This window comes from Protofrankia sp. CiP3 (assembly GCF_917627345.1).
GTDB lineage: Bacteria > Actinomycetota > Actinomycetes > Frankiales > Frankiaceae > Protofrankia.
The window spans coordinates 8,856-34,609 of record NZ_CAKJTM010000006.1; the positions used below are offsets into that span (position 1 = coordinate 8,856).

The following is a 25,754-nucleotide window of genomic DNA, read 5'->3' on the forward strand; positions in this document are numbered from 1 at the left end:
CGAGCTGCGCTCCCTGACCGGCCACACCCACTGGGTGTGGTCGGTGGGGTTCTCCCCAGACACCACCATGATCGTCTCTGGGGGTGACGACGGCACGGTCCGGCTGTGGGACACCGCCACCGGCCGTGAACTGCGCACCCTGACCGGCCACACCCACTGGGTGTGGTCGGTGGGGTTCTCCCCAGACACCACCATGATCGTCTCTGGGGGTGTCGACGGCACGGTCCGGCTGTGGGACGTCGCGACCGGCCAACAGATCGCGACCGTCATCAGCGTTCGGAACGGGTGGGCGGTGCTGCTGGCGGACGGCCTGTACAAGCTGGTCGGTGAGCCGGCCGGCTCCTTCTGGTGGATGATCAAAAACGTCCGGTTCGAGCCTGGCGAGCTGGACGGCTACGACCCCACCATCCGGCGCCTTCCGCCGGACGCGCCGCTGCCCCTGCCCGCCGACTGACATCCCGTCACGCCCTGGGTAGCTCCGCCCGGCCCACGGCCCTCCCGCCGGGGCGGTATCTTCCGCCCGCGCTGACCGCCGGCCTCCGAGCCCCACGGTAGGAGCCGGCTCAGCTGTACATCAGGGACCCCGGGGTGGCGAGCGGCTCGCCGGTCTCCAGCCACGTCTTCAGACCCGACAGAATCATCGGCCAGCCGCCGTAGAGCTCCTCATTCGCGTCCTCGCGCAACTGGTCATGGGTGACGGTCAGGCGGCACGAGTCGCCGATCGGTTCGATCTCCCAAGTGATTCTGGAGGTGCCCTCACTTTTCACCTCGTCGCTCCAGAGCATGGTTGCGCTCTGGACGAGCCGGCGCGGCGGGTCGATCTCGAGGTTCTCCCCCTCGCCGAGCGGACCGGGAGCGCCCGGAGCACCCATCTCGTAGCGCGAGCCCGGTGTCCAGTCCGAGATGGCCCTTGCACCGAAGTTGTACTTGCTCCTGATCTCGGGATCGGTGATCGCCTCCCACAGCCGCTCCGGGGTGGTGCGGATGTAGATTTCGAAAACCTTCTCCATGGAATTCTCCAGTCGCTGCTTGATGCCACTGAGCGCAGCGGCCCAGGGCTCGGCGTACTTGCTCACCCACCGGTCGTGGACGAGCCGGATCGGGACCGGGTTCAGGAAATGGAGCTTCTCTCGTCCGCGCCGCCTGGTGACCACCAGGCCCGCCTCCTCAAGCTGCTTGAGGTGCTTCATCACGCCGAAACGGGTGATGTCGAACCGCGCCTCGAGCGCGCTCAACGTCTGCCCGTCCTCGCGGAAGAGCTCGTCGAGCAGCGCCCGCCGCGTCGGATCAGCCAGCGCTCTGAACACCGCGTCCACGCCCTCGAAGATAGGTGACCATTTAGTCACCCGTCAACAGATGATCACGCCACGCAGTGGAGCCTTACTGGCCTGACTCGGCTGACTCACACCCCTTCAGCCGCAGGCGTTCATGCGGGCCTGCCCCGCGCCGGCTTCGGCGGGCGGGGCAGGCTGGCGTTGATCGTCAGTGGGCGAGCAGGCGTGTCAGTGGGCGAGCGGGCATCAGTGTGCGAGCAGTGCGTCAAGCTTGGTGAACGAGCTGCTCCAGCCCTCGCGTGTCATGTTTTCCATCTTCTCGGTGAAGGGGCCCTGACGCAGCACCAAGCGGGTCTTGCCGCCCTCATCATGGAACTCCAGGCGCATGTACATCTGGGCGATCCCCTCGAAACCGGGAATACCCTCCACCTCCTCGGTGCCCACGAGGAGCTCGTTCTCGACGACCTCGGTGAACGTCGCGTTGACCGGCGAGCGCATGGTCGGGTCATCGTCGCTGACCATTACCAACCGCTGATAGCCGCCTACCCGGGCGTCGACCTCGACGGTGTCGCGGGGCACAGAAAACCCCACCGGGCCGAACCACTGCGCGATCTGATCGGGGTCGACGAACGCCCGGTAGACGAGCTCCCGGGGCGCGTTGAAGATCCGGGTGATGACCAGTTCGTTGGTTGCCGGGGAATCTGCCATGGCGCTGTTCCTCTCTCGCTTATGTGACTTATGAATGGCTGATGTCTGGGTGATGTCATGTCACTGCTGTTGCTGGTCCTGTTGTTGGTCCTCCGCGGATGGCGCCTGCGCCTGCTGGATGTGTCGAAGGTGCGCGTCGAGCCGCTCGAAGTTTGCATCCCAGAACTGGCGATAGCGCTCCATCCACGTTGTGGCCTCCTGCAACGGCCCGGCGGTGAGAGCGCTCGAGCGCCACTGGGCCGTCCGACTTCGAGAAATCAGCCCAGCCCGCTCGAGCACCTTGAGGTGTCGGGAGATCGCCGGCAGGCTGATCGAGAAGGGCTCAGCAAGCTCCGTGACGGTCGCGTCCCCCTCCGCCAACCGGGCCAGGATCGCCCGCCGGGTCGGGTCCGCCAGCGCCGCGAAGATCGTACTGAGTCGATCAGCTGCCATCGTATTTCACCCTGACGTTAATTAACTGATGGGTTAAACGTAGAACAGGGGCCGCCGCGCCGTCAAGCGCCGGCTGCCCGCGACCGCACGCGCTGATCGGCGTGGACGATCCATGACGGGTGCGCCGACATACGCAAACCGTGACCGTCGTCGACAGAGACCACCGCCGCGACGTCCACCACCGGTGAGCCACCCTGCCAGCTGCTGGCCCGCATACCCAAGGCGGTGCTCGAACGCGCGCTGGAAACAGGCCGCCGCTCTACGTCCAGATCCGCTGCCACCAGGACCACACACGGTCGCTTGCTCGTCGTCGCGTCCTCCTACCCGGTTGGCATACCTACATAATGTAGGTACATTCGGAGAGTGGAGACCATCGGGCTGCGGGAACTGAACCAGAACCCATCGAAAGCGGTGGCACGGGTGCGTGCCGGTGTTTCGATCCTCGTCACAGACCGCGGTAAGCCGATTCTGCGCATGGTGCCCGAAGTCGAAAACCCGGGCACCCTGGCGCAGATGGTCGCCGTCGGCGAAGCCAGGGCGCCTGCCGAGCGAGGCATGCCGGACGTGGTCCCCGATCTGGCACCCGGTGTCGAGAGCCTGGCCGACCTTCTCATCGCCGACCGCGACAGGGAACGACACCGTTGATCTACCTGGACGCCTGCGCCCTGTTGAAGTTCATCAGGCAGGAGAAGGAGACCGAAGCCCTGCGGGCTTGGCGCCGAGCGCTCCCGGACGGAGCCGAGTTGGTCACCAGCGAGCTGGCCACGCTCGAGATCACCCGTACTCTGGTGCGCGCGTGCGCGGACGTCCAACGCGTCCCCTACCTCACTGGGCTGGCCCTGCGCGGCGTGTATGTCGTGGATCTCTCCAGTGCCGTGCTCGCCCGCGCCGTGGCCTACCGGCTCCGGCAGCTGGGATCACTCGACGCGATCCACTTGGCCACCGCTGACCCGTTTCGCACCGAACTGACGGATTTCGTCACCTACGACCAGGAATTGGCGGCGGCTGCCACCGACCTCGGCCTTCCGGTGAGCGCACCATCATGAGGCCGGCTCCGCACCTGATCCTGCGGGACTTGGACACCAGGTCGACATGACGGCCGACGATCTCCTCCAGATCATCACGAAGGTCGACGATCTCGAAGCCAAGAGTCGAGTCGGGCGCCAGCACATACAGCAGGTCGACGTCCGATCCATCGGTGTCCTCACCGCGAGCCACCGAACCGAAGACGGACAGCTCGGCGACACCGTAGCGCCGGCACAGCTCGGCGATCCGGCTGTCACGAAGATCGACAGGCGCGTAGCCATTATCCCCGTCGGACAGCCACAACGGCACGGCTCAGGTCCCGCCTTCGCCCGGCATAGGCAGAATCCTCCAAGCCGCCGGACCCGCACGTATTCCCTATCGGCCGAGTGGAGAACCCGGAGCGGCGCGGCCTGGTCAGGTGAACCGCAGGACCAGATGGCCGCGGCTCCGGGTTGGTCTACCCTGGCTCCGCCAGCGGGTGCGGGCAGATCAGAAGGGGGGACGTCGTGTCCGAGGCGTTGATGAGTACGGCGGTTCGCTTGGGTTCGTCGTTGGACGCGTTGGCGGCATTGGCCGCCCATGTGCGCATAGAGACCGAGAATCTGCCGGCCGATCCGCGGGTACGTGCATTGCTGGCCGACATCGCCGTCGAAATGCTCGGCGAACGCGGCGGGTACGGCGGCGATGCCGCCCCGGTGGTGGGGCTGGCTCGTGCGTTCGTGCGGCAGGCAGCGGAGTTAATCGAAAATCCCGGCCGTGTCGGGAGCTGGGACCAAATCGACGTGCCGCTGCTGCAGAGCATCGGCCGTCTTTCGATGGCGATCTGTGACGCCGTGCGGATCGCTGCGGGCATGCTGCCTGACCTGGGTAGGCGCCTGGCTGCTCCCGGTGCGGACTTCCTTGATGTCGGGACGGGGACCGGCTGGTTGGCGATCGCTATGGCCCGTTCCTATCCCGAGCTGCGCGTAGTGGGTATTGACATATTTGAACCCGCGCTGAACCTGGCCCGCAGCAATATCGAAGCGGAACGCATGACCGGTCGCGTCGAAGTTCGACGACAGGACGTAACTGCCCTCGACAACGAGGCGGGATTCGACGTGATCTGGCTTCCGATGCCGTTCCTGCCTGCGGATGTCGTCCCTGCGGCGCTGGCTGCTGTTTCCGGTGCGTTGCGGCCGGGCGGCTGGCTGCTCGCGGGTACGTTCACCGGCCTTGATGACCGGTTGTCCAGCTTACTGACCGACCTGCGCACCGTTCGCTGCGGCGGCCATCCGTGGCGCTCGGACGAGCTCGTCCCGACGATCGCGGCGGCAGGCTTCAGCGACGTCGCTGAGGTTCCTCGGACTTGGCCGGCGCCTGCCCGCCTCTACGTGGGGCGCCGCCCCTGACCGGCGCGAGGCTCGGATACGAGGGCTGCCGCTGCTGGATCGTCGCCGTCCTGCTGGAACCGGGGCTTGGCCTGGCATGCTCGGGCCGCTGGCGCGGGATTGGGCGGGTCTCGGTTGCTGTGGGCGGCAGGTTCCTTGCCGTTTCCATTTTCCGCATGAAGCGGCCCGACCGTCGCCGCCCAAGTGTGGTTCGACGCCCGAGAACTCCCGCCACCGTCTCAGCGCTGGGCGACCCACCCCGGCTTTCGATCTGCGCGGGTCCCGATGTTCGCCGCCCGCGCGTTGCCCTCGGACTATGATGGCCGCGTCGTATGCTAGTGAGGTTCACCGCATGGTGGACCAGCTCACCCCTGCGCAGCTTGAAGCGCTCTACGTGCTCCTGCACAGCATGATGGGCCGCCTCGGCGGGGCCATCCCGTCCGAGACCGCCGCCGCCGCGGTGGTCGGCGCCGCGTCTCCGTTCGCAGCTGCGGGGCACCGCTTCCCCTTCATCGGAATCATGGATGGTGAGCCCGACCTGGCCGAACGGTCCGCCCAGATCCTCCGCGAGGAGTTGGGGAACCCATCCACGCGATCGTCGCCCGGCGGTTACGGCTTGGGATTGGATAGCGGAAGGCGCCCTGGTGGTGGGCGCCGACTGACGACAACGCGGCCGGGCGGGATGCCGGGGAGCCGCGAGCCGGACAGTCCTGTCCTCGGGCGCTCTTATGCGGTCACGGTGCCGTCGACAGGGTCGGCTTTCTGCGGCGGTGTGCGGTCCTGGGCGGCCTCGTGTTCGTAGCTCTGCCACCGGCCGAGGATGTCGCGCTGCGCGAGCGCCCCAAGCCGGTCGGCCTCCTCGGGGTTGGCCATGCCGAGCCGGGCGAAGCGGGACTCGGTCGCGGCGAACTCGCTGAACGGGATCGACGGCGCCCGGGAATCGAGCGAGAACGGCTGCTCCTCCGTGCGCGGATCGAACCGGTACAGGGGCCAGTAACCGGACCGTACCGCGGCCTTCTGGTGCGCCATGCCGTTGGTCATGTTGATGCCGTGGGCGATGCAGTGGCTGTAGGCGATGATCAGTGACGGGCCGTCCCAGCTGGCCGCCTCGTTGAAGGCCTTCACCGTGTGCGCGTCGTTGGCACCGAGCGCCACCTGGGCGACATACACGTCGCCGTAGGATGCCGCGACGAGGCCGAGGTCCTTCTTGCGGGTCCGCTTGCCGCCGACGGCGAACTTCGCGACGGCTGCCCGCGGCGTCGACTTCGACGCCTGCCCGCCGGTGTTGGAGTATCCCTCGGTGTCGAGGACGAGCACATTGACGTTGCGCCCGGAGGCGAGCACGTGGTCGAGGCCGCCGAAGCCGATGTCGTACGCCCAGCCGTCGCCGCCGACGATCCACACGCTCTTCGCGACGAGGTCGTCGACGAGGGCGTCCAGCCGGGCGCTGTGGTCGACGCCCCCCAGCCGGCGTCGTAGTTCGGCCACCCGGGCCCGCTGGTCGAGGATGCCGGCCTCGGTGGACTGGTCGGCGTCCAGGATCGCGTCGACGAGCTGGTCGCCGAGCAGCGCGCCCTCGGCGCGCAGCAGGCGGCGGGCCTCCCGGGCCCGGGCGTCCAGCGCGAGGCGCATGCCCAGACCGAACTCGGCGTTGTCCTCGAACAGGGAGTTCGCCCAGGCCGGGCCGCGGCCGTCGGCGTTGGTCGTCCACGGTGTGGTGGGCAGGTTCCCGCCGTAGATGGACGAGCAGCCGGTGGCGTTGGCGACCACGATGCGGTCGCCGTACAGCTGGGTGAGCAGCTTCAGGTAGGGCGACTCGCCGCAGCCGGCGCAGGCGCCGGAGAACTCGAACAGCGGTTCCCGCAGCTGCGAACCGCGGACAGTGGTCGCCGAGGCCAGCCCCGGCTCGACCGCCGGCAGGGTCTCGTGAAAGGCCCAGCTGATCCGTTCCTCGTCGAAGCGGGAGGCGGCGTCGACCATGTCGAGGGCCCGGTGGTCGGGCATCTCGCGGCTCTTCGCCGGGCAGGCCTCGATGCAGACACCGCAGCCGGTGCAGTCATCCGGCGCGACCTGGATCGTGAGCCGGTACTCGCCAAGCCGGGGATCCTTCGGGCGGGTGTGGCGGAATGGTGCGGGGGCGTCGGCGAGGCGGGCCGGGTCGAACAGGGTCATCCGGATCGCCGCATGCGGGCAGACGATCGCGCACTTGCCGCAGCTGACACACAGGTCGGGATCCCAGACCGGCAGTTCGCGGGCGATGCCGCGCTTTTCGTACCGGGCCGTGCCCACCGGGAAGGTGCCGTCGGCCGGCAGGGCACTGACCGGGAGCTGGTCACCCTCACCGGCCATGATCCGCGACGTGACCTGCCGGACGAACTCAGGCACGTCGCCGACCAGACGTCGGCGCGCGGTTCCGCTGACCGCACAGCCACGCAGGTCGACCTCGCACAGTGCGTTCAGCGCCGCGTCGATGGCCGCGGCGTTGCGACGCAGCATCTCCTCACCGCGCTTGCGCTGGCTGGCGAGGACGCCCTTCTTCACCGCGGCGACCGCCGCGTCCGCCTCGAACAGGCCGGACAACCACAGGTAGCAGGTCTGCAGCACGGGGCTGACGATCCCGGGGATGCCGGCCGCCGCCGCCACCTGGTCGGCGTCGACGACGAACAGCCGGGCGTCCCTGTCCAGCAGGTGCTGCTGGGCCTCGGTGGGCAGGTGCCTCCACACCTGCTCCGGAGGGTAGGAGGTGTTCAGCAGAACGGTGGCGCCCTGCCCCGCTGCCGCGAACACGTCGACCCGGTCCAGCAGCGACGACTGGTGGCAGCCCACGAACTGGGCGTCGCGGATCAGCCACGGCGCATCGACCGGCCGCGGCGCCAGCCGCAGGTGCGACACCGTCATCGAGCCGGACTTCTTGGAGTCGAACACGAAGTAGGCCTGCGCATGCAGCGAGGTGTGATCGCCCACGATGCCGGCGGTGGTGCGGGTGGCGCCCACAGTGCCGTCGCTGCCGAGCCCGTAGAACACGGCGCGCAGGACGTCGTCCGGTTCGGGGAAGGCCGCCTCGTTCACGGTGAGGGACAGGTGGGTGACGTCGTCGTCGATGCCGACCGTCGTCTCGCGCCGCGGGCGGTCCCGGGTCAGCTCCTCGAACACCGCCGCCGCCATCGCGGGGGTGAACTCCTTCGAGGCCAGCCCGTAGCGGGTGCCGATCACCCGCGGCATGCGCTCGGGTCGTTCCGCGAGCGCTGCCAGGACGTCGAGCCGCAAGGGCTCGCCCAGCGCGCCCGGCTCCTTCGTCCGGTCGAGGACTGCGATCGAACGCACCGTCGGTGGCAGGCAGGCGAGGAACGCCTCACCGTCGAAGGGACGGTACAGCCGGACCTGGACGAACCCGACCCGCTCCCCACGCCCCACCAGCCGGTTGACCGCAACGCGTACCGCCGACCGGCCGGAACCCATGATCACTACGACTCGGTCGGCTTCCGGGTGACCGTGGTACTCGAAGATCCGGTACGTTCGGCCGGTCGCGGCGGCCAACTGGTCCATCGCACGCTGGACGGCCCCCGGGACCGCCGCGTAGTAGGCGTTGGCCGCCTCGCGGCCCTGGAAGAAGGTGTCGGGGTCCTGCGTGGTGCCGCGGATCACCGGATGGTCCGGCGACAGCGCGCGGCGGCGATGGGCGTCGATGGGCCCGTCGGGCAGCAGGCCGGCCAGGGCCGGGTCATCGAGCAGCGTGACCTCGTTCAGCTCGTGCGAGGTGCGGAAGCCGTCGAAGAAGTGCAGGAACGGAACACGGGTGTGCAGCGTGGCCGCATGCGCGACCGCGGCGAGGTCGTGCGCCTCCTGCGGTGACGCCGAGGAGAGCATGGCGAAGCCGGTCGACCTCGCGGCCATCACGTCACTGTGGTCACCGAAGATCGACAGGGCCTGGGTGGCCACGGTCCGGGCGGCCACATGGAGCACCATCGGCGTGAGCTCACCGGCGATCTTGAACATGTTCGGCAGCATCAGCAGGAGCCCCTGCGACGCGGTGAAGGTGGTGGACAGTGCACCCGTCTGCAGAGCACCGTGGACGGCGCCGGCGGCACCGCCCTCGCTCTGTAGCTGGACCACCTCGGGTACCCCGCCCCACAGGTTGGGGCGCCCCGCGGCTGCCCACACGTCGGCGAGTTCGCCCATGCCCGAGGCAGGGGTGATCGGGTAGATGGCGACGACCTCGCTTGCCCGATATGCCACCGAAGCAGCTGCCTCGTTGCCGTCGATTGTCCACTGCTTCATAAACCAAGACTGCACGGGCGCAGGCCCATGCGGCGAAGGAGGTCGTCCCGTCCACCCAGGACGTAGATCATGGCGACTCGACAGTCGAACGTCACGGGCTCGCGGGCTGCCTCACCGCCGTCTCCGGGGCCGGCGGGATCCGCACGGGCCCCGCCGGCCCGTGGATCAACCGCCGGGTCGGCCGTCCGTCTCCGGGCCGGGCATTGCGGGGATGACTCCGTGGTCGGCAGGTAGAGGGCGTGCTCGGCCGCGGTGAGGTCACGGCCGGCGAGGGTGCAGGCCCGGGCTGCCCACGCGGCCATCGACAGCGGCCAGCTCAGGGCCTCGGGCCACCTGCCACGGCCAGCTGGCAACACCCGCAGGAGGGTGGAACGCCGCGCGGCCCTCCCAGCCTCCGGTCAGGCCTGACGCCGCAGCGGTTCGGCTACTCTGCGCTCCCCCACCGGGTACAGACCGGGGGCCGGCGGACATTGAAGATCATCCGAGTGCGCGCATATGAGCGAGTTTATGAACTTGAGATTATACTGAGCCGGCGTTGATCGACTGGTCCCGTGAGTTCGACCTGTGGCTCAGCGGGATCGAGGAGCAAGGCGGCCCGGCGCTGCGCTGGACCACCGCATGCTCGCCGAACTTCAGGATCTAGAGAAGAAGCCGGTCGACGATTCGGCGACGTTCAAGCGCATACGCCAAGCCCGCCGGCACGAACTGTGGCGGGTCAGCCATCCCTTCGACAAGCAGGTCGCTGTACGGATCGTCTGCTGGTTCCCGGACGAGGCGACCGTGGTGATCGCACTTGTCGGCTTCAACAAGGCCACGCACGGCGACGTCTGGTACTCCAGCGCGGCCGTCCGCGGGGAGGTGCTTGTGGACCAGTGGCTTCGCGAGCACAGACAGGAGGGCACATGACTACCAGCCGCAGTACCGAGACGTTCGTCTCCGGCGACGAACGGGTCCGGCGCCTCCGCGAGAGGGCCGACCTCGCCAACCAGGTAGAGTCCGCCCGCGCCCAGATGCGTGACGCGGACCGCGCCCACGCCATGGGACTCTCCGCGATCCGCCGGGCGGCGGATCTCACCCAGACCGAACTTGCCCGGCAACTCGGGGTCAGCCAGGCAGCTGTGGCGAAGACAGAACAGCGGCACGACCTGCTGCTGTCGACCCTGCGAGCCTACCTGGAAGCCATCGGCGGCCACGTGCGGATCGTGGTCACCTTCCAAGGCGGAGGCGAGGTCGAGCTCGACCTCAGCCAGCTGGGGTCGACGCCCTCCAGCGCACAGCCGGCGACAGCCTGACACCAGCGGACGCCACCTTGTCTTCATCAGCGTCGTAGGTCCGATCGGGGTCGGACCAGTTCAGATGGACAGGCAGGCATACCCGTGCCAACGCCTGCCGTATCGGGAGCCGGGGCAGCCGATCCGGCACGGTGAACGGTCGCCCCCGCCCGTCCACCACCACCTCGAACGAAGGCACCGGCACGGCGTCGAGCCGGAAGCCCGCCGCCGCCAGCAGGCGCGTCGCGGTCTCCAACGTCGGTGACTTCACCCCGTGCTCATAGGCCGCCAACGTCGGCCGCGATGTGTGCGCCCGCCGCGCGAGCTCGGCCCCGGACAGGCCCGCCTCCAGCCGTGCCGATTCGATCAGCCGGCCTGCCGGCGAATCCGCCATGCCCCCTCCACTACGACCCTCTCCCTCTCCAGCACGACGCCAAACGCATCCGATGAGATACGCTACTCGGACTTCCGTCCGTCCGCCGGCTCATTCGGCGTGGACTCGTCCTGAGCCCCGCAGCCAGGCGGCCCGAGCAGTCGAAAGATCTCTGTCCAGCGGCGTGGTAAACCTGGCAACCTCGCCGGACTGCCAGGTCCTCGACAAGCGAGACCGAGGCCGTGTCCACGCGCAGCGCACGGCGGAGGTGCCAACCGACCTGGCCGCCGAGAACCAGCTGCGCGAACGCGGTCATCAGCTAGAGTTTCCGAACAGCTCCTATGTCGCTTGCTTCCTTCGGGATGCCTATGGCGCTTTCTGCTCCTACAGTCGACTGGTGAACCGGAGATTCTCATGACAGTAGGGCGGTCTCCAACGGCCAGTGCATCATCCGGGCGTCCGCATCGTGCCAGAACCCCGTGGATCCCAGCATAATGCGGGTGGTGCACCGACCGGTTGAGACCACCCTTCCGTAATAGAAGCGCTTGGGCCCGAGACTTCGTCACCTGCATCGCAGGGATTCTCTGTCACCAGTTCGGGTCGAGGCTGAGCACCGCGTCGCGATCCGCCATCCAGCGGTCGAACTCGTCCATCGTCGTAAAGATCGGCTGGCCTCCGAAAGCTCGGGTCACCTCGGCCAGCTCGACCAGCGCCTGCGCCGGGTCGGCGGTCGCCAGCGTGGCCTGCACCCGCGCCAGCCGTGGCAGCACGATCTCGGCGACGTAGGCGTTGCGCTCCCGGCCCAGCGCCTCGGCGGCGTCACCGAGCGCGGCAGTGGTGGCCACCGCGGTCATGAGCTCGTGTTCGAGGAGCTGGAGGCGGGGCTCGTCGACGCCGTCGGCCCGGGCGGCCACGATCGCGACCTGCAGCCCCTGGACGACCAGGGTGCCGACAGCCTGGCCGACAAGGCCGCCCACAAGAGCACCGACCACCGGTATCGGAATGACGGTCTGCCCGACAGCACCGCAGGCCCAAGCCAGACCAGCCGCAGTCGTAACCGTGGCACTGCGGGCAGCGAACTCGCCGGCGTCGATCCGCCCCCGGGCGAAATCGAACCCGGCATCGGCCACCCCACACGCGGCGCCCGCCATGGCCATCGGCAGTGTGCCGCCACCGAACACCTCGGGCAGCAGCCCGGCCCGAGCCGCGACCCGCACGGTCTGACCAAGACCCGCCATAGCTCCAGACCGGGCAGCGTTACGCGCCGCGCTCCCGGCGACGGTGACGGCAGCGGCCCCCGCCGCCGTCTCCCCCGCCCGAGCCCGCGCCGCCACCGTGGCCGCCCCGACCACGGTTCCGATCAGAGCCCCGCCGGCCGCTCCGGCCAGCCCCGCAGTGACAACCTCGCGCCCGGCAGCCCCCACGACCTGTGTGTTAGCCCAGCGCCCGGGATGCTGTGCCGCCCGGTCCGCCTCACGGCGGCTGATGCCGCGGCTACGCACCGACCCGTGGTGAAGCTCGTCGGTGAGATGAGCTCGGGTATCGCGGTAGTCGTCGAACCGCACCCCTTCCGGCGGCATCCGCAGCCGCCGATCCAGCAGGTTGTCGACGGCGGCACGTTTGTCGGTCGCCACCAGCCGCTGCATGCCGGCGTAGCGGGGCCGGGCCAAGTCGTGCGCCAGGGCGGCCGTCCGGTTGACCAGCTTGGCCTGCGCCTCGGCGACCAGCCGGCCACCGTCGTGGAGGTGAATGTCCGCCGGTGCCGTCTGGGAACCACCAGCGGCCCACTCCGTGACCTGGGCCCGTACCGACGCCCCGGCCCGGATGGCGTTGCGGTTGAACGCCAGCGCGTGCATGACCTCGAACAGATGCCCCGCCCGCTGCGGATTCCCATGGTTCACATACCGCTCGGCAAGCCGCTGGACAGTGGCCCGGGTATCCAGGGTCGCCAACGTCTCCGCGGCCGCCCGCCGGGTAGCGTGATCCACATACGCCCAGACAGCCGCATCCACCCCACCAGGCAACAACCCACCGCCGGGCAGAAACCTGGAGCCGGCGGACTGTTCGTCCTCGCCCGGACTCATGCCGCGGCCGAACCCATGGTGTTCAGCCGCCCCTGGGCGTCGTCCACCACCCGCCCGGACAGGTCCGTCACCATGCCGTCCTCGTCGGTGAGCCTCGCGCTCATCACGGTCACCGCAGTGGTAGCCAGGCCGACGAGCAGCGCAACCAGCCGACGCTGCTCCGGCGTATACGTGGCGTAGTTGTCGTTGGCGTCCAGCAGAACTTCCAACCGGGGCAGCCGGTCCAGCACGGCCGCGTACAGATCGGTAAGAACATCGCGAACCTGCTCGCTACGGACGAGGACAGCCTCCGCCATGGTCTCGGCGAGCCGCAACTCGGCGTCGGCCTCGTCGAGCCTGCCCGCGATCTCCCCCTGATCCTTACGCGCCCTGCGTCCCTGCCACGCCAGGACACCACCGAGAACACCCCCGAACACGAGGACCACCGGCGCCGCCACGATCGCGGTCAACACGGTCGTGCCGGCAGCCACCCCACCGCCACCGGCGGCCAGGGAACCACCACCGAGCCAGGCCAGCGTCGCACTCGTCGCCGCAGCCCCAGACAGCCCGGAGATCGCCACACCGGTCGACGCGGTCGCGAACGCCCCCACCGCAGCCACCGTGGCAGCGCCGGCCCCCGCCCCCGCGGCAACTCCCGCGACCGCGCCGCCGGCCATCGCACCGACCATCTGCGCGGCACTCACCCGGACCTCATGCAGCTCGACATCGGGAAGACCGCTACTGGGCAGGGTGTCGATCGCCGCGAGCTCGGCTAGGTCCACGTTCTTCAGCCGGCCGAACACCTCCCGGAACGGAATCAGCGCACCGTCGTACATCTCCCGGCGGACCTTCTCCAGACGCGTGGTCTCGGCCGCTATCCGCCGGACCAGCCGCTCGTGCCGGGCAGTCAGATCCTCATGCGAACGCTTGTTGCTCGTGGCCAGCCTGACCGCGTCCACCATGGCAATACCCACAGCAGCCCCCGTTGCCGTTTCTGTTCCGCCCCGACCGTCGTGCCCCTGCCCGACCGGGCGGCGGCTGCCACGGCGGTAGGTCTCGATCCACCACGATTCCCCACAACCGGGAACGAGGGAGCACATGGTACGCGGTGGCCGGTCCAGTGCGGAGCGTGGGGCTCGGTCTTTGTCGACTTCCGCCAGGCCCGCAGCGGCGGGGCACGCCCGCTGCGCCGCTTCGGCCTCTGTCGGTTATCAGCGATCGACAGGGCGTAGTGCGGCGCTGTGACACGGAGAGCGAGTGGCGGGAGTCCAGCAGCGACAAGAGAAACAATGCGGTCCGCAACCTGAGGATCCGAGCAGCCTCCCGACCTGGCCGTCGCTCCATAGGGATTGGCTTCGAGCCAAGGTACGGAGCGCCACCATCGATCGCGAACCGTACCGGATCATCCTTCCGGCAGAGCTTCAGGAAACTGCCGGGTAGCAAGGGGACGGTCTCCAGCGGTCAGTGCACCGCCCGTCTCGCATCAGGTGGCAACAGATCCCACCAGCGACGGCGGAACGCGGCCAACGATCGGTTGAGCCCGCTGGCCGTCTCGTCGTCGGTGTCGTTGAGGAACCGCCACATCGTCGATCCTGACAGCACCTGGCCGATCATCGGGGGCAGATACCGTAGGCCTTGAAGGCCGCTCTGTCTCACCATCAGGCAGTTGGGTGCGTGCACGACCGACCTGCGAGCTGGCCGTGGTTGTGCTCCGGGACGAAACCGCCTCGCGCTCATACCTGGGACAGGTCGGCGTACTGGCCGAGCTTTTCGGCCAGCAGCCGGATCAGGAAGATAGTGACGGAGGCGACAAGCTGCTTGCCGTCGTCGGCGCGCTCGAGCTGATCGGCCCACCCGGCGTACGGCACTGCCCGCACGGAAAAGGCGCACCCACCAGGCCGTGGCCTACGCCTCACCCAACCGTTTCGGTCTGCTCAGCCGTGACGAGACCGTGCGTGCTCCCCGACCGAACCGCCCCCGAAGATCACCGCATGCCGGTGGTGAACAGACATCAGTGCACCGTGTACAGGAGAACCGCATACACGGAATCAACGGGAGAGAAGCTGGAAACGGAACCGCTCACGTGTCACCGCGCCAGCTCCCTACCCACCCAGGCCCGCGTGCGAGCGTTACCAGTGCCGGCGTCACCACCCGGGTCACCGTCTCCATCCCGCTGGCCTGGACCTCTTCCAGTGTCCGGACCGCCAGCCGGAGCTGGGCACGCAGGACCGACACCTCCATCGTGCGCAGTACCGCCGGGTCATCCCCCACCGGGAGCCAGGCCGGCCACGGATGCGCCACCACCACCTCCAGCGGTACTCCCAGCAGTACGGCCAACGCCCGCTGGGACAGCTGATCCGGTACGACCCCTCTGTGTTCCCATCGCCATGTCTTCTGCCGCTCCGCCGCCATGTTCGCCGCCCCCATCTGCCGGGCCTGCCGGGCAATCATGCGTGCGAGCTGCTGATAGGACCAGCCGTGCGCCGCTCGGACACGGGCCAGAGGGTGGACAGCTATCGGCTTCTCGCCCCGGGCATCCCGCTCGTCAGGATGTGGTTGTCCCGGACCGCAGGCCGCGTGGTCGACAGCCCCGGTCACCCCCGTCGCTGCCCCCGACGATCCGGTCACCGTCCCGGGCAGCGTCACCGTCGCCACCAGCCGTTCCAGCTCCGCGGCCACCGTGTGGAGCCGCCGCGTCAACGCCGCCGCGCGCCACGGTTCCACCCCGGGCAGCCGGTCGGCCACGGCCGCCAACGTCGCGCAGGCCGTCCGTCCCTGTACCTCCGCGGCCCCGATAGCCAGTTCCAGACGCAGCAGGGATATGTGGCCTGGCCCCACCGCATCCGCCGGTGCCTCTCCGCCGTCCTGTTCACCGCCGCACAGGGCCGTCAGCTCTGTGGCCACCTGCGCCGGCCAGCTGACAACCGAGGGGAATACTGTCGACTCTTCTGTCCCGGATCTGTCCGTCCGTGGCCGTGGCAGTTGTGCTCTCACCACCGGCTCCCGATATCCGCGTTCCCCGCGCATAACCCCTCCAGACACCATAAAGTACGATTATTAATCCGGCGGGCGCCCGGAACGGTAGAAAATATTCTCCATACTGCGGATGGCTACACGACCGGCCCGGATGCCTGCGGAGATTGTGCGCGGCGCGGCCAGTGATACGGCAACAGCTGTGTCTCATGAACCCAGCCGGCGGAGATTATCGCCCCGGGTATAAGCCGGTGTCATAAGCGTGGATGATAGACACCGGGACAGCCCATCGAGTACCAGCACCGCCCGTGACGGCCGGCTATACGGATGCCAGACAACCAGCGATACACAACCCCCTTTCCGCAGCCCATCAGATGGGATTACGCTCACCAGCGCCGCATCATGGCCTTGCTTTGTTCGTGTCCGTCCCATCAGGTCACATACACGGGGAGTCCTGCCTATGCCCGCCGAACCCATGCCACTACCGTTACCGGACCACCTCTGGGACGAGCCGTCCGTCCTGGCCGCGCTCGACGACCGCGACGTCGGCGCCCTGTTCGTGCTGGCGGGCCGATACGGGTGCAGCCAGACACTCCTCGCGTCCCGCTGCGCGATGACACAGGGAGAGGTCAGCCGGATCTGTACCGGTAAACGCCGAGTGGCCGACCTGGAGGTCTTCGTGCGGGTCGCCGACGGCCTGGCCCTGCCGGACCGGGCACGCAACCGGCTCCTCGGCGCTGGCCGTCCCCACCAGCCCACGGGCCTCTCCCCGACACCGGCCCGCCCACGCGGCACCGGCGCGGCCAGGAGCCCGACCCGCAACGGCAGGCGGGCCTACCCTGAGCCCTGGGCGGCCTGCGCGGATGCGCCCCCGGCGGACAACAGCCCAGAAAGGCAGATCCTCATGGCCGCTGACGACACCGTCCAGTTCCTCGTCAACGCCGAACGCGCCGCCCCCTCCCCAGAAATCATGGATCTTCTACACGGTGAGGTCCGCCGGCTGGCCACCGCCTACCCCACCCAGGCAACAGACCTCATTGACCCACTCATCAGTGCCCAGCGCGTTGCCTTCCGCCTCCTCGACGGGCCGGGACTGCCCGGCCCATCCCGTGACCTCTACGTTCTCGCGGCGATCACCTCCGGGCTCCTGGCACGCGCCGGGGTCGATCTCAGCCAGTTCCAGGCAGCCCACCTCAACGCCCGCGCGGCATTGCTGTGCGCCGATCGCGCCGGCCATCCGGGCCTGCGTCTGTGGGTACGGATCGAACAGGCCCGCGCCGCCTACTGGTCCGGGTTCCCCCGCGAAGCCCTGCGCTACCTGTCCCTGGCCCAACCCGACGCGGACACAGTCACCGGGTCGATGCCGACGCAGCTTGCTGTGCAGGAAGCCCGAGCCCACGCGGCCCTCGGTGATACCGCCCAGACGCTGGCCGCGATCGCCCGCGCCCATGATGTCCGAGACCGGGTCCGCGCAGACGACCTCGACGACATCGGTGGAGAACTCACCCATCCTCATGCGGTCCAGCTGTTCATCAGCGCCGACGCACTGTCACAGCTTCCCGACCATGGTGCAGCCGAACGCGCCGCCGCCGAGGCTGTCCGAGCGTTCGAAGCTCCCGACGCCGCCGATGCCAGTTACGGAAGCAGAGCGGGAGCATACATTAATCTTGCTATAGCGCGTATCCGTCAGGGTGAGGTCGACGGTGGCCGGGAAGCGCTGGCACCGGTCCTGAGGATCCCACCAGCACACCGCAACCACGGCATCCGTACCCTCATGCGTCGCATGCATACACACCTGTCAGACCATGCGTGTTCCGCGGCAGCACGCGACACAGCCGCCGACATCGAGGCCTACTGCGCCGTCCCGACGTCAACCCGCCTGCCAGCATGACCGACTGCACCGGGCCGGCCCTGCTCATCACCGCCGTCGGTATGGCACAACGGCCGGTGGGAGGCCGATCCGGCCGATTGATCCAGCGCGGTCCGCGACGTTCAAGGCGGCTCCTGGCCCGAGCGGCTGGACGGCTCCCGCAGCGATCCAGCCGGCATGACGCCCGCGGCCGGCCCGGTTAGCGTGATCACCGAACGGTACGAACGACAGTGGCCATCCGGCAGACCCCACGCCGAACAAGCGGAGACAGCGCCCACCGTCTTCGCAGCTCACAGCAGATGCGGCAGGGTGAAAGAATCATTCCCGCTTGCGGGAACGACGACCCGGCCGACAACAGCGATGATCGTGGTGAACGCTGCCCGCACGTCACAAGAACGGACAGCACCACCGACCAGAAGAGTGACCCGTGACATCCCAACACCCGACCAAGATCGCACGCCCCGGCCGGCCCCCGAGCCGGTCTGGCCGCTCCGCCAGCGAACCCACCGATTCCGATCTACTGATCGTGCACCGCGCCGACCGGCCCGATCCCCCGGGACGCCGGTCTCCTGCCGGCGGCGTCCTACTGGCAGGACCGCGCCGAACAGTGGGCACAGGAAGCCGGGGACCTGCCGTTGCAGGGATACATCCTGTTGAAGAAGAGCCAGCTGGCGTGGGACGAACGCGACGGAGCGCGCATGCTGACCCTGGCCCAGGCCGTCCAGGACGGGCCGTGGACCCTGCCGGCCTCGGTGCGGTCGGAAGCCGCACAGCAGGAAGCCCGCGGTCACGCCTTGACGACGCGGGATCTCGCGGCCGTCGATCGGAAGCTGAACGAGGCACGTGACCTGCTCGCGGCCAGCGTGCACGAGCACGACATGCCGCTGCGGAACATGTCCACGAGCGCACGGGTCGGCTGGATCGCCGAGCGGCTCACCGCCCTCGGCCTCGACCCGACCACCCGCTGACCTGCGTCCCTGGGAGACTGCCCACCATAGCGTATACCAGTGTCATCGACGTCATGCTCCTGTTCGTCCGGGACGACACCGTTCTGCTAGCTTTGCGGTCCGGTACCGGTTTTGCGGACAATTGGTGGAATTTCCCATCGGTTCATTAGGCATGGCAAGCTGTCGGAAGCTTGCGGGGTCGAGTTGAGCGAACCGAGACCGGCTACTGCGTCTGACTCGCGTCGGCTGAGCGCCCCACCTTGTCGGGAGGCCGCCGGGCGGCCTGAGCTTGCGTAGTCTGGCGGGCCATCTGCCTCCTTCGGCGCCCCGTTGGGTACATGGATAGAGCCGGCGGCGTACGAAGTCCACGCTTTGGTTCGATTGAGGTTAGGTGCCATCCACGGCATTCTTGGCAACGGTATCCGCGGATCTCACGGCGGGCGCATGCAACGTTCGCGATCTGCGCTGTCGATCGAGCTTGGAGAGCTATTCGTAGAGCCAGTTTAACGTCCTTGCGTTCACCGAGGCGACGCTTCCCGGTTTTCTTGCAGATTGGAAATCTGTGCGAGTGTCTCGCTGCTCGGTTCTTGGCGCGCAAGCGGCTGTCCTGTCGCGGGCGGTTTCGACGCATGTACTTACACTCTCTGCGAGTAATAATGAGGTAAGCTAGAAGTCGCCGCGGCTCTCAGTTGGTTCAAGTGAGCTGCGGCGACCCTTGCAGGATTTACCTGTGGGCTAGCAGGGCTTTATTCCAGCGATGTAGACGCTGTCCGGGGCGCTGATCCAATCACGGACGGACGAGTTTGCTGGAATGTAGCGGCAAGGCCCGTCCGGATAGCCGACGATAAGCTTTCGGAGATTCGGAGATCGAGCTTGCGCCGGACGCCATAACTGTGGCAGTTGCGAATAGTGTAGGTGTACTGGCCAAAGACCGGTCCGCTGTAGCTTAGTCCACATGGCGGAGCGGCGGATGCAGGTGATGCCGTCACGAGCACCGAGTAAGCAAGTGCAATGCTGACGCCAAGCGAGGCGAACAAGCGCCTCGCTCGCACAGGATTTTGCCTCAGCGAAACTCCGCCACGTGGCGGCACAACTGGTACTGATCCGGCCTTACCCTTCTGCTCTGCTGTGGTTGCTCGCCGTGGAAATGGATAGCGATTGGTCATCTGTCTGCCCTTCGTGTCGCGCCGCGGCTCGGCGTTGGCACGAGCGTGACGGTCCCCAAGGGTTCTCACCAGCATTTATCTGTCCTGAGACATCGCGGGACACCCCGAGATGCCTCAACGAGCCGTTGCCGAACCGAGCCGAGTACTATCCCAAATCAGGAGATGTGATACTGATCACCTGGCGCAACGTAGCGCGATAGGTAAGGAGTAGCTGGTGCCCCGTCCGCCGTCACCTAATGGTGATCTGACACCCGGTATGAATGAAGCGCTGGATCGAATGTGGGAGGCGAAAGAACGGTGCGGACTGTCATACAGGGCGCTCGCAAAAAGGTCCAGTGCGAGTCCGGCAAGCTGGCAGCGTTGGCTGACTGGAGGTCTAGTCATGCCTCTGTTGATGGTAGGAGAGGCAAGAGGCATTCTGATAGGCGGCTTGGAAGGCGAGATGAGGAAGTACCCCGGTGATGAGCATGTCCTTAGGACCCTACGGGAGCTAAAGGTGTCACTAGAGGAGGTGACAGCGCTATGGATTCGACACCAGGGATCTGCTGTTGCAAGAAAGGTGGCGGACGAGCAGCCAAACATCCAGGTTGAAAGTCTGCCGTCAGAATCTGCGGCGTCTCTTCCGAGCGACTGGTTGACCGATGTGGCTGAGGAGCTCGCGGCTGCGGTCAAGAAACAGTGGATCTGGGAGGCTGACAAGCGAGGATTGATACGCCTTCCGGCGATCCCTGTGCGATGGCGTTGGGCGCCTGGCATGACCAGCAAGCTTGAGGTGGTCGTCAATGAATCACACCGACATGCCCTCTTCCCTCCCTTGCCTGGAGTTACGTCGGCCACATCTGCGAGCTTGCAGTCTGGCGGTCTCCAAGAGCTATTCGACGCATATGGTGGGGTAGAGTCAGGCCGGCTTGTCGTCATGGGAAAATACGGCAGCGGAAAATCGGCCTCCGCCATCTTGATGCTGCTCGACGCGTCGACACATCGTGACGGCCTAGACGATGTCCAACGGGCTAAGGTACCAGTGCCAGTATTGCTGACCGCTCATGGATGGGACCCTCGCCACCAGAATCTTTCCCAATGGCTGACCGGCCGACTTGAGAAGGACTATCAATTTCTTCGATCAACACGTGGTGGTCGGAGTGCCGCTGCAAAATTGGTCGAAGATGGTCGGGTTGCACTTTTCCTTGACGGCTTTGACGAGATGTCGTGCGAGCTTCATGCCGACGCATTGGAGGAGATCCGTCGACTGACGACGTTCCGGTTGGTCATACTGAGCCGCGACAGGGAGTTCGCCGCAGCTGTGCACAGGGGCCGCCCTGTAGACGCCGGTGCGGTAGTAGAGCTCTTGCCAATCCCGGCCGGGGACGTCGCTTCTTATCTGGAGACCTGTCAGACCGATCCCATGCCTCCGCAATGGGAGAGAGTTGTCACGTTCCTGAGAGAAAACCCGGAGAGCTTCCTAACGCAGGCACTGGACTCGCCTCTTGTCCTGACACATCTACGAGATGCCATTCAAGAACCCGATGACGCCGACGGCCTCCTAGTCCCAGGGCGGTTCGACAGCCGAGAAGCCGTCGAAGAGCACCTGATGGACCGGTCTATCGACGTCGCCTATAGGCGATTCTCCCGCGATTCTTCTACAGTTGGTCCCGATAAAGCGAGAATCGCGCTAGGATATATTGCCGCCAAGATGAATGAGGAAAATACCCGCGATCTGGCTTGGTGGCAGATGCACCACTGGGCCTCGCCTGTTCCCCGAATTCTTGCGACGGCCATGCTAGGTATGCTGATTGGTTCACCTATAGGTGCTTTGATGTTCGGCCCACTTGGCCAGTACGCGGTGAGAGGGGAGACTGGATCATCGTTTGGAGCCTTGTATCTATCGATAATGTGTTTCATTTTCGGACTAGTGGCAGGACTTGTCTCGGAGGCCCGAGGACGCCGTTCTCATCGGGCGGGCCGATTCAGATTGATCGACCGGTATCTCGGTGAGGCCAACAGCGCGGTCGGCCTTCTGTTCGGACTTGCTGTCACGATGGCAGTCGGCAACCAGTCTAACTACTTCTTCGGCACTTCATCAGGGCTTCTAGCGGGTATCGCAGCCGGGTACGTTGCGAGCGGCGCGCACCAGGACCTGGGATGGATAAACAGGTCTTGGTGGATGACGCTGCGAGCAAGGCTAGATGCCGTAGCAGGAGCGACAGCAGGGTTGCCGATCGGGCTGACGTATGGGTTGACGGATGGATACGTGCACGGTTTTGTAGCCGGCATCGCAAGCATAATCGCCTTCGGTCTCATGGTCGGCTTCGCCCGACCATCCGCTGGTATTCAGGCTGTTACTGATCCCCAGACATCCTGGCTCCGGAACCACGAAAATGCAGTCGCCTTCAGTCTGGCCGCCGGCCTAGCGCTCGGGCTTCCGCTTGGATTGAAAAACGGACTTGCGCACGGTGTAATCCCCGGCATCGTCGCCGGAGTTTGCATCGGAATCGTCGTGGATCTAGGGTGCTTGATCGGGGCATCCGACCGATGGCGGATCACCCTGCTGTTTCTCCAGCTTCGCAGCTACGGGATTCCTTTGAACGGGATGCTTTTTCTGGCGGATGCGCGCCAGAAGAATCTTCTTCGCACCGTCGGGCCGCTATATCAGTTTCGACACCCCAGCCTTCAAGACCGACTCGCCAAGGCGCATCGGCAGCAACGGTCCCATCTAGAGCCTGAAATCTAACGCAGATGGGTGAGTCGGAATGCGCGAAGGTCGTCGCCTAGCGATCGTATATAGAATGATGCCCTACTGGCCCATGGGCCAGCCATGGACAGAGAACACGGATTCATCCTGAATCTGCGCGACGGCTGCGGCCGCGTATTCCACTGCCCGGTCAACCGCTCGATGAGCGCCGACGCCTGCGCGCGCACCGCGTGCAACCGCTCGTCGTGGGCGCGCATCGCCACGTAGAACACCTGTGCCCGGTCGAACTCGGCGCCGGGGAAGTCGCTACGGTCGGCCCACCCCTTCGCCCTGATCGCATCCAGGTCCAGCGGGGTGGCAGGGTCCGGAATCGTCATGCCGGTGACCCTAACGTCACAACCGGCAGCGCCCACACACAGGTCGATCCCAGCGAGAGCCGGCGGACAACGAGGGGAACGAGATGACGGCACCGAATCTCCTGACCGCCCGGACGCTCGCCGGCGGCCTGACCGTCCACCCGATCGGCGTCGGCTGCTGGGCCATCGGCGGACCCGACCACAACCTCGGCCTGCCGATGGGCTGGTCCACCGCCAACGACCACGCCTCCCGTGCCGGGCTGGAACTGGCCTACGCCCTGGGCGCGAACCTGTTCGACACCGCTGACGTCTACGGCCACGGCCACTCCGAACGCCTCCTCGGCCACCTCGTCACCCACGTCGACCGGGACAGTCTCGTACTGTCGTCCAAGGTCGGCTACTTCGCCGGCACCGCCGCCCACGCCTACCTGCCCGCCGCGATGCGCCGCCAGCTGGAGACCAGCCTGGAGAACCTGCGCACCGACCGGCTCGACATCTACTTCTTCCACCACAACGAGTTCGGCCCCGACGACCGCTACCTCGACAGTGCCATCGCCCAGATGCGCGACTTCCAACGCCAGGGCCTGGTGCGCTGCGTCGGGATGCGCGGCCCGCACCGCTACGCCCCCCACCGGCTCACCCAGCCACGATCCGCCCGGCCGGACAAGCACGCCCGGTTCCGCGCCCTGTTCGACCGCATCCGCCCCGACTACCTCGCCGTCCGCCACAACCCGCTGACCCCACCACCGCCCGCCGGCCAGCCGGACATCTTCACCCTCGCCGCCGGCCACCACACCAGCATCCTGATCAACAAGCCGCTCGGCCAGGGCCTGCTCACCGGTAAATACGACCCGCACCGGCCGCCCCGTTTCGGCGACGGGGACCACCGGCAACGCAAACGCTGGTACACCCCTGAGGCACTCGCGGTCGTCGACAGCGGGCTCGCGCCCCTGCGCGACCGGTTCGGCCCGTCGACCCGCGACCTGGTCCGGGTGGCGCTGGCCTACAGCCTCCAGCGCGCCGACAACGCGGCCGTCCTTGTCGGCTTCACCACCCCCGACCAGGTCCACGAGAACCTCACCGCCCTCGACACGCCGCTGTCCGCCGACGACCTCAGCTTCGTCCGGGCCACCGTCGGTCAGCTCCAGCAGGACCTCGACGCCGCCGGTGAGGTCTTCGGCGACGAAACGGCCCCGCCCGCATGAACCCGCAACAATCCTTGTTCCCGAGCCCGACCACGGCGGCTCCCGTGTCCACCACCGAGCTGCGGCTGGTCACGTTCAACGCCCAGCACGCCGCACCCGACCGGGCCCGCCGCCAGGCCGCCTGGCTCGAACAGCAGGCCGACGCCGACCTCGTCGTGCTCACCGAAGTCGGCCACGGGCCCGGCGGCCACGCCCTGCTCGACGCACTCGCCCACCACGGCTACGCCCACATCCACGCCCTGCGGCCGGGCCTGCCCGACTACCGCACGGTCATCGCCTCCCGCCACGTACCCCTCGAACCCGTGCCGACCGGCATCGACGTCCTTGCCCACCGCGCGCCCGCCGTCGACCTGCGGATCGGTGGACAGCGGCTGCGCCTGGTCGGCCTCTACATCCCGTCCCGCGGGCCGGCCGCACGCCGCAACGAGAACAAGCGCGCCTTCCAACACGCCGTCACCCAAGCGCTGCCCCAGCTCCTCGCCAACGTCAACGGACCCGTCGTCGTGACGGGCGACCTCAACGTGCTCGAACCCGGCCACGTCCCGCACTACCCGGTCTTCGGCCGCTGGGAATACGACTTCTACCGCTCCTTCACCCACGCCGGCCTCACCGACGCCTACCGCACCCTGCATCCCGACGCCCCCGGCCACAGCTGGTACGGCCGCGGCGGCAACGGCTACCGCTTCGACCACACCTTCCTCACCCACGACCGGCTCGACCTGACCCGATGCGACTACGTCCACGCCCCCCGCCACGAGGGCCTCAGCGACCATGCCGCGATGGCCGTCGCCGCCGTCGTTCCTCCCCGGTCGGACCCGCCCAGCTGGCCCTCGCCCGGCCGTGAGCCGCCGGCCAGCGGCCCCCACCCGCAGAAGGATCGAGCGCCCGCTGTTGCATCCCCGCGCCGTCTGACAGTGACCAGGTGTGGCGTGTCAGGGGCTCAGTGGGACGACGGTCGCGGTGTCCCATTGGTAGGTCCGGCCGTCGCGGTACAGCCGCACCAGCCGAAGATCTACCACGGAGACCTCGGCCGGGGGCAGGTCACGCAGCCCCGCGACCCGGCGGATGATCGGCTCCGCGGGCGTGCCGCGGTTGCAGTAGGCGATGCCGACGTGCGGACGAAAACGCTGCCTGGCGGCGGGCAGGCCACAGGCGGCGGACACGTCGTCCACGGCGTCCCGCAGTCGGACCAGTGATTCCCAGGGGGTGACGGTGAAGCGGACCGCGCCACTCGATCCGGCCAGCGGTCCGACCCGCAGCCCGAACGCCGGCAGGTCACGGCACCGGTCCGCGACCCGGCGGGTGACCGTGGTAAGGGTGGCGGGGTCGATCTCGTCGGTGAACGCGAGCCGGCGCACGGTGAGGTGCAGCCCGTCGGCGGGCACCGGGTCGAGACAGTCGAGGTCGCGCAGCTGCTGCTGGCAGGTCGCGGCGAGGTCGCGCAGCGCGGCGCTGTCGAACGTCAGGAACCAGTGGAAGCTGCGACGGCCCGGGGTCCAGCCGGGCCGGTCCCAGTGGTCGGTCATCGAGGACAGGACCCGGAAGCGTTCCCAGTCGTCGTGGACCGGGTCGTGCTCGCTCACCGCGGCGCGTCGTGGGCCAGTGCCTGGGACACCTCGGCCAGTTCGGCGACGACGGGCAGGGTCCGCCAGGGTTCGGTGCGTGCGGCGAGGGCGAACGCACGGCCCACGGCCTCCCGCACGCCGTCGCGGTCACCGATGTGGTCACCTTCCTACTGTCCGACCGGGCGAGCTGG

At 67.5% G+C, this 25,754-nt stretch carries 25 protein-coding genes and 2 pseudogenes; 11 read left to right on the plus strand and 16 right to left on the minus strand.

The features are described from left to right. A partial coding sequence (locus MJ797_RS03535; protein WP_374581343.1) for a WD40 repeat domain-containing protein occupies window positions 1–454 on the plus strand: 454 nt, incomplete at its 5' end. A gap of 109 nt (window positions 455–563) precedes the next feature. On the opposite strand, the gene MJ797_RS03540 is transcribed toward MJ797_RS03535, so the two are convergent. From MJ797_RS03540 to MJ797_RS03550, 3 genes are all read right to left on the minus strand, one after another. Further along, a complete protein-coding gene (locus MJ797_RS03540; RefSeq protein ID WP_374581379.1) occupies window positions 564–1,316 on the minus strand; it encodes an ArsR/SmtB family transcription factor in 753 nt (250 codons plus the stop codon). Window positions 1,317–1,520: 204 nt separating this feature from the next. Then, window positions 1,521–1,982 carry an SRPBCC domain-containing protein gene (locus MJ797_RS03545; protein WP_239331790.1) on the minus strand — a complete coding sequence of 154 codons (462 nt, stop codon included), beginning with the start codon at window positions 1,980–1,982 and terminating at the stop codon, window positions 1,521–1,523. A 60-nt stretch (window positions 1,983–2,042) separates the two neighbouring features. Further along, window positions 2,043–2,414 (minus strand): helix-turn-helix transcriptional regulator, encoded by a 372-nt coding sequence (locus tag MJ797_RS03550; protein ID WP_239331792.1) that lies wholly within the window; start codon window positions 2,412–2,414, stop codon window positions 2,043–2,045. A 363-nt stretch (window positions 2,415–2,777) separates the two neighbouring features. On the opposite strand from MJ797_RS03550, the gene MJ797_RS03555 reads away from it, so the two are divergent. Continuing rightward, window positions 2,778–3,059, plus strand: coding sequence for a type II toxin-antitoxin system Phd/YefM family antitoxin (locus MJ797_RS03555; protein WP_239331793.1), 282 nt, complete (start codon window positions 2,778–2,780; stop codon window positions 3,057–3,059). Then, complete coding sequence (locus MJ797_RS03560) at window positions 3,056–3,460, plus strand: type II toxin-antitoxin system VapC family toxin (RefSeq protein WP_239331794.1); 405 nt, start codon at window positions 3,056–3,058, stop codon at window positions 3,458–3,460. The genes MJ797_RS03555 and MJ797_RS03560 overlap by 4 nt, the downstream gene beginning before the upstream one ends. Here MJ797_RS03560 and MJ797_RS03565 read toward each other — a convergent pair. After that, window positions 3,393–3,749, minus strand: coding sequence for a nucleotidyltransferase family protein (locus MJ797_RS03565; protein ID WP_239331795.1), 357 nt, complete (start codon window positions 3,747–3,749; stop codon window positions 3,393–3,395). The two genes, MJ797_RS03560 and MJ797_RS03565, sit on opposite strands and share 68 nt — an antisense overlap. A 197-nt stretch (window positions 3,750–3,946) precedes the next feature. Here MJ797_RS03565 and MJ797_RS03570 point away from each other — a divergent pair, with 197 nt between their 5' ends. Further along, entirely contained in the window at window positions 3,947–4,828 is an 882-nt protein-coding gene (locus tag MJ797_RS03570; RefSeq protein ID WP_239331796.1) for a cyclopropane-fatty-acyl-phospholipid synthase family protein, read from the plus strand. Window positions 4,829–5,533: 705 nt separating this feature from the next. Here MJ797_RS03570 and nifJ read toward each other — a convergent pair. Beyond that, on the minus strand, window positions 5,534–9,085 hold the full coding sequence (nifJ, locus tag MJ797_RS03575) for a pyruvate:ferredoxin (flavodoxin) oxidoreductase (RefSeq protein ID WP_239331797.1): 3,552 nt from the start codon (window positions 9,083–9,085) through the stop codon (window positions 5,534–5,536). Further along, window positions 9,082–9,387 carry a hypothetical protein gene (locus MJ797_RS03580; protein WP_239331798.1) on the minus strand — a complete coding sequence of 102 codons (306 nt, stop codon included), beginning with the start codon at window positions 9,385–9,387 and terminating at the stop codon, window positions 9,082–9,084. Before MJ797_RS03580 ends, nifJ begins: the two co-directional genes overlap by 4 nt. Window positions 9,388–9,703: 316 nt before the next feature. On the opposite strand from MJ797_RS03580, the gene MJ797_RS03585 reads away from it, so the two are divergent. Together MJ797_RS03585 and MJ797_RS03590 are read left to right on the plus strand one after the other, a co-directional pair. Next, window positions 9,704–9,991, plus strand: coding sequence for a hypothetical protein (locus MJ797_RS03585; protein ID WP_239331799.1), 288 nt, complete (start codon window positions 9,704–9,706; stop codon window positions 9,989–9,991). Then, window positions 9,988–10,377 (plus strand): helix-turn-helix domain-containing protein, encoded by a 390-nt coding sequence (locus MJ797_RS03590; protein WP_239331800.1) that lies wholly within the window; start codon window positions 9,988–9,990, stop codon window positions 10,375–10,377. Before MJ797_RS03585 ends, MJ797_RS03590 begins: the two co-directional genes overlap by 4 nt. Here MJ797_RS03590 and MJ797_RS03595 read toward each other — a convergent pair. The 6 genes and pseudogenes from MJ797_RS03595 to MJ797_RS03620 all read right to left on the minus strand — a co-directional run. Beyond that, complete coding sequence (locus MJ797_RS03595) at window positions 10,328–10,750, minus strand: helix-turn-helix transcriptional regulator (RefSeq protein ID WP_239331802.1); 423 nt, start codon at window positions 10,748–10,750, stop codon at window positions 10,328–10,330. The genes MJ797_RS03590 and MJ797_RS03595 overlap by 50 nt on opposite strands. Window positions 10,751–11,316: 566 nt before the next feature. After that, window positions 11,317–12,813 (minus strand): hypothetical protein, encoded by a 1,497-nt coding sequence (locus MJ797_RS03600; RefSeq protein WP_239331804.1) that lies wholly within the window; start codon window positions 12,811–12,813, stop codon window positions 11,317–11,319. Then, window positions 12,810–13,766 carry a hypothetical protein gene (locus MJ797_RS03605; protein ID WP_239331806.1) on the minus strand — a complete coding sequence of 319 codons (957 nt, stop codon included), beginning with the start codon at window positions 13,764–13,766 and terminating at the stop codon, window positions 12,810–12,812. The genes MJ797_RS03600 and MJ797_RS03605 overlap by 4 nt, the downstream gene beginning before the upstream one ends. 487 nt (window positions 13,767–14,253) lie before the next feature. Beyond that, entirely contained in the window at window positions 14,254–14,406 is a 153-nt protein-coding gene (locus MJ797_RS03610) for a hypothetical protein (RefSeq protein WP_239331808.1), read from the minus strand. A 119-nt stretch (window positions 14,407–14,525) separates the two neighbouring features. Then, the gene (locus MJ797_RS03615; RefSeq protein ID WP_239331810.1) at window positions 14,526–14,669 is read right to left on the minus strand and encodes a hypothetical protein; all 144 of its coding nucleotides are present in this window, start codon (window positions 14,667–14,669) and stop codon (window positions 14,526–14,528) included. A gap of 385 nt (window positions 14,670–15,054) precedes the next feature. Next, a pseudogene (locus tag MJ797_RS03620) lies at window positions 15,055–15,309 on the minus strand (transcriptional regulator); the annotation flags it as partial. Window positions 15,310–16,225: 916 nt separating this feature from the next. Here MJ797_RS03620 and MJ797_RS03625 point away from each other — a divergent pair. Continuing rightward, window positions 16,226–17,656 (plus strand): helix-turn-helix domain-containing protein, encoded by a 1,431-nt coding sequence (locus MJ797_RS03625; RefSeq protein WP_239331812.1) that lies wholly within the window; start codon window positions 16,226–16,228, stop codon window positions 17,654–17,656. Window positions 17,657–17,925: 269 nt separating this feature from the next. Here MJ797_RS03625 and MJ797_RS03630 read toward each other — a convergent pair whose 3' ends face one another. Next, window positions 17,926–18,069, minus strand: a complete 144-nt coding sequence (locus MJ797_RS03630; protein ID WP_239331814.1) for a hypothetical protein — start codon at window positions 18,067–18,069, stop codon at window positions 17,926–17,928. A gap of 219 nt (window positions 18,070–18,288) precedes the next feature. Here MJ797_RS03630 and MJ797_RS03635 point away from each other — a divergent pair, with 219 nt between their 5' ends. Further along, window positions 18,289–18,603, plus strand: a complete 315-nt coding sequence (locus MJ797_RS03635; protein WP_239331816.1) for a hypothetical protein — start codon at window positions 18,289–18,291, stop codon at window positions 18,601–18,603. Between the two features lie 1,527 nt (window positions 18,604–20,130). Further along, window positions 20,131–22,476, plus strand: a complete 2,346-nt coding sequence (locus MJ797_RS03640) for a hypothetical protein (RefSeq protein WP_239331818.1) — start codon at window positions 20,131–20,133, stop codon at window positions 22,474–22,476. On the opposite strand, the gene MJ797_RS03645 is transcribed toward MJ797_RS03640, so the two are convergent. Next, complete coding sequence (locus MJ797_RS03645) at window positions 22,473–22,814, minus strand: hypothetical protein (protein ID WP_239331820.1); 342 nt, start codon at window positions 22,812–22,814, stop codon at window positions 22,473–22,475. The two genes, MJ797_RS03640 and MJ797_RS03645, sit on opposite strands and share 4 nt — an antisense overlap. Window positions 22,815–22,897: 83 nt before the next feature. On the opposite strand from MJ797_RS03645, the gene MJ797_RS03650 reads away from it, so the two are divergent. Further along, complete coding sequence (locus MJ797_RS03650; RefSeq protein WP_239331822.1) at window positions 22,898–23,998, plus strand: aldo/keto reductase; 1,101 nt, start codon at window positions 22,898–22,900, stop codon at window positions 23,996–23,998. Then, window positions 23,995–24,711 (plus strand): annotated as a pseudogene (locus tag MJ797_RS03655) (endonuclease/exonuclease/phosphatase family protein); the annotation flags it as partial. The gene MJ797_RS03650 and the pseudogene MJ797_RS03655, both read left to right, overlap by 4 nt. 219 nt (window positions 24,712–24,930) lie before the next feature. Here MJ797_RS03655 and MJ797_RS03660 read toward each other — a convergent pair. Continuing rightward, the gene (locus MJ797_RS03660) at window positions 24,931–25,581 is read right to left on the minus strand and encodes a 2'-5' RNA ligase family protein (protein ID WP_239331824.1); all 651 of its coding nucleotides are present in this window, start codon (window positions 25,579–25,581) and stop codon (window positions 24,931–24,933) included. Next, window positions 25,578–25,700, minus strand: a complete 123-nt coding sequence (locus tag MJ797_RS26925; protein WP_255738265.1) for a hypothetical protein — start codon at window positions 25,698–25,700, stop codon at window positions 25,578–25,580. Before MJ797_RS26925 ends, MJ797_RS03660 begins: the two co-directional genes overlap by 4 nt. Window positions 25,701–25,754 lie beyond the last annotated feature (54 nt).

Bases quoted from the DNA above. Each gene is read 5' to 3' on its own strand.
- MJ797_RS03545 (WP_239331790.1), bottom strand. From the start codon at position 1,982: ATGGCAGATTCCCCGGCAACCAACGAACTGGTCATCACCCGGATCTTC.
- MJ797_RS03550 (WP_239331792.1), bottom strand. From the start codon at position 2,414: ATGGCAGCTGATCGACTCAGTACGATCTTCGCGGCGCTGGCGGACCCG.
- nifJ (WP_239331797.1), bottom strand. From the start codon at position 9,085: ATGAAGCAGTGGACAATCGACGGCAACGAGGCAGCTGCTTCGGTGGCA.
- MJ797_RS03580 (WP_239331798.1), bottom strand. From the start codon at position 9,387: ATGGCCGCGTGGGCAGCCCGGGCCTGCACCCTCGCCGGCCGTGACCTC.
- MJ797_RS03585 (WP_239331799.1), top strand. From the start codon at position 9,704: ATGCTCGCCGAACTTCAGGATCTAGAGAAGAAGCCGGTCGACGATTCG.
- MJ797_RS03590 (WP_239331800.1), top strand. From the start codon at position 9,988: ATGACTACCAGCCGCAGTACCGAGACGTTCGTCTCCGGCGACGAACGG.
- MJ797_RS03595 (WP_239331802.1), bottom strand. From the start codon at position 10,750: ATGGCGGATTCGCCGGCAGGCCGGCTGATCGAATCGGCACGGCTGGAG.
- MJ797_RS03600 (WP_239331804.1), bottom strand. From the start codon at position 12,813: ATGAGTCCGGGCGAGGACGAACAGTCCGCCGGCTCCAGGTTTCTGCCC.
- MJ797_RS03610 (WP_239331808.1), bottom strand. From the start codon at position 14,406: ATGATCGGCCAGGTGCTGTCAGGATCGACGATGTGGCGGTTCCTCAAC.
- MJ797_RS03625 (WP_239331812.1), top strand. From the start codon at position 16,226: ATGCCCGCCGAACCCATGCCACTACCGTTACCGGACCACCTCTGGGAC.
- MJ797_RS03630 (WP_239331814.1), bottom strand. From the start codon at position 18,069: ATGTCACGGGTCACTCTTCTGGTCGGTGGTGCTGTCCGTTCTTGTGAC.
- MJ797_RS03640 (WP_239331818.1), top strand. From the start codon at position 20,131: ATGCCTCTGTTGATGGTAGGAGAGGCAAGAGGCATTCTGATAGGCGGC.
- MJ797_RS03645 (WP_239331820.1), bottom strand. From the start codon at position 22,814: ATGACGATTCCGGACCCTGCCACCCCGCTGGACCTGGATGCGATCAGG.
- MJ797_RS03650 (WP_239331822.1), top strand. From the start codon at position 22,898: ATGACGGCACCGAATCTCCTGACCGCCCGGACGCTCGCCGGCGGCCTG.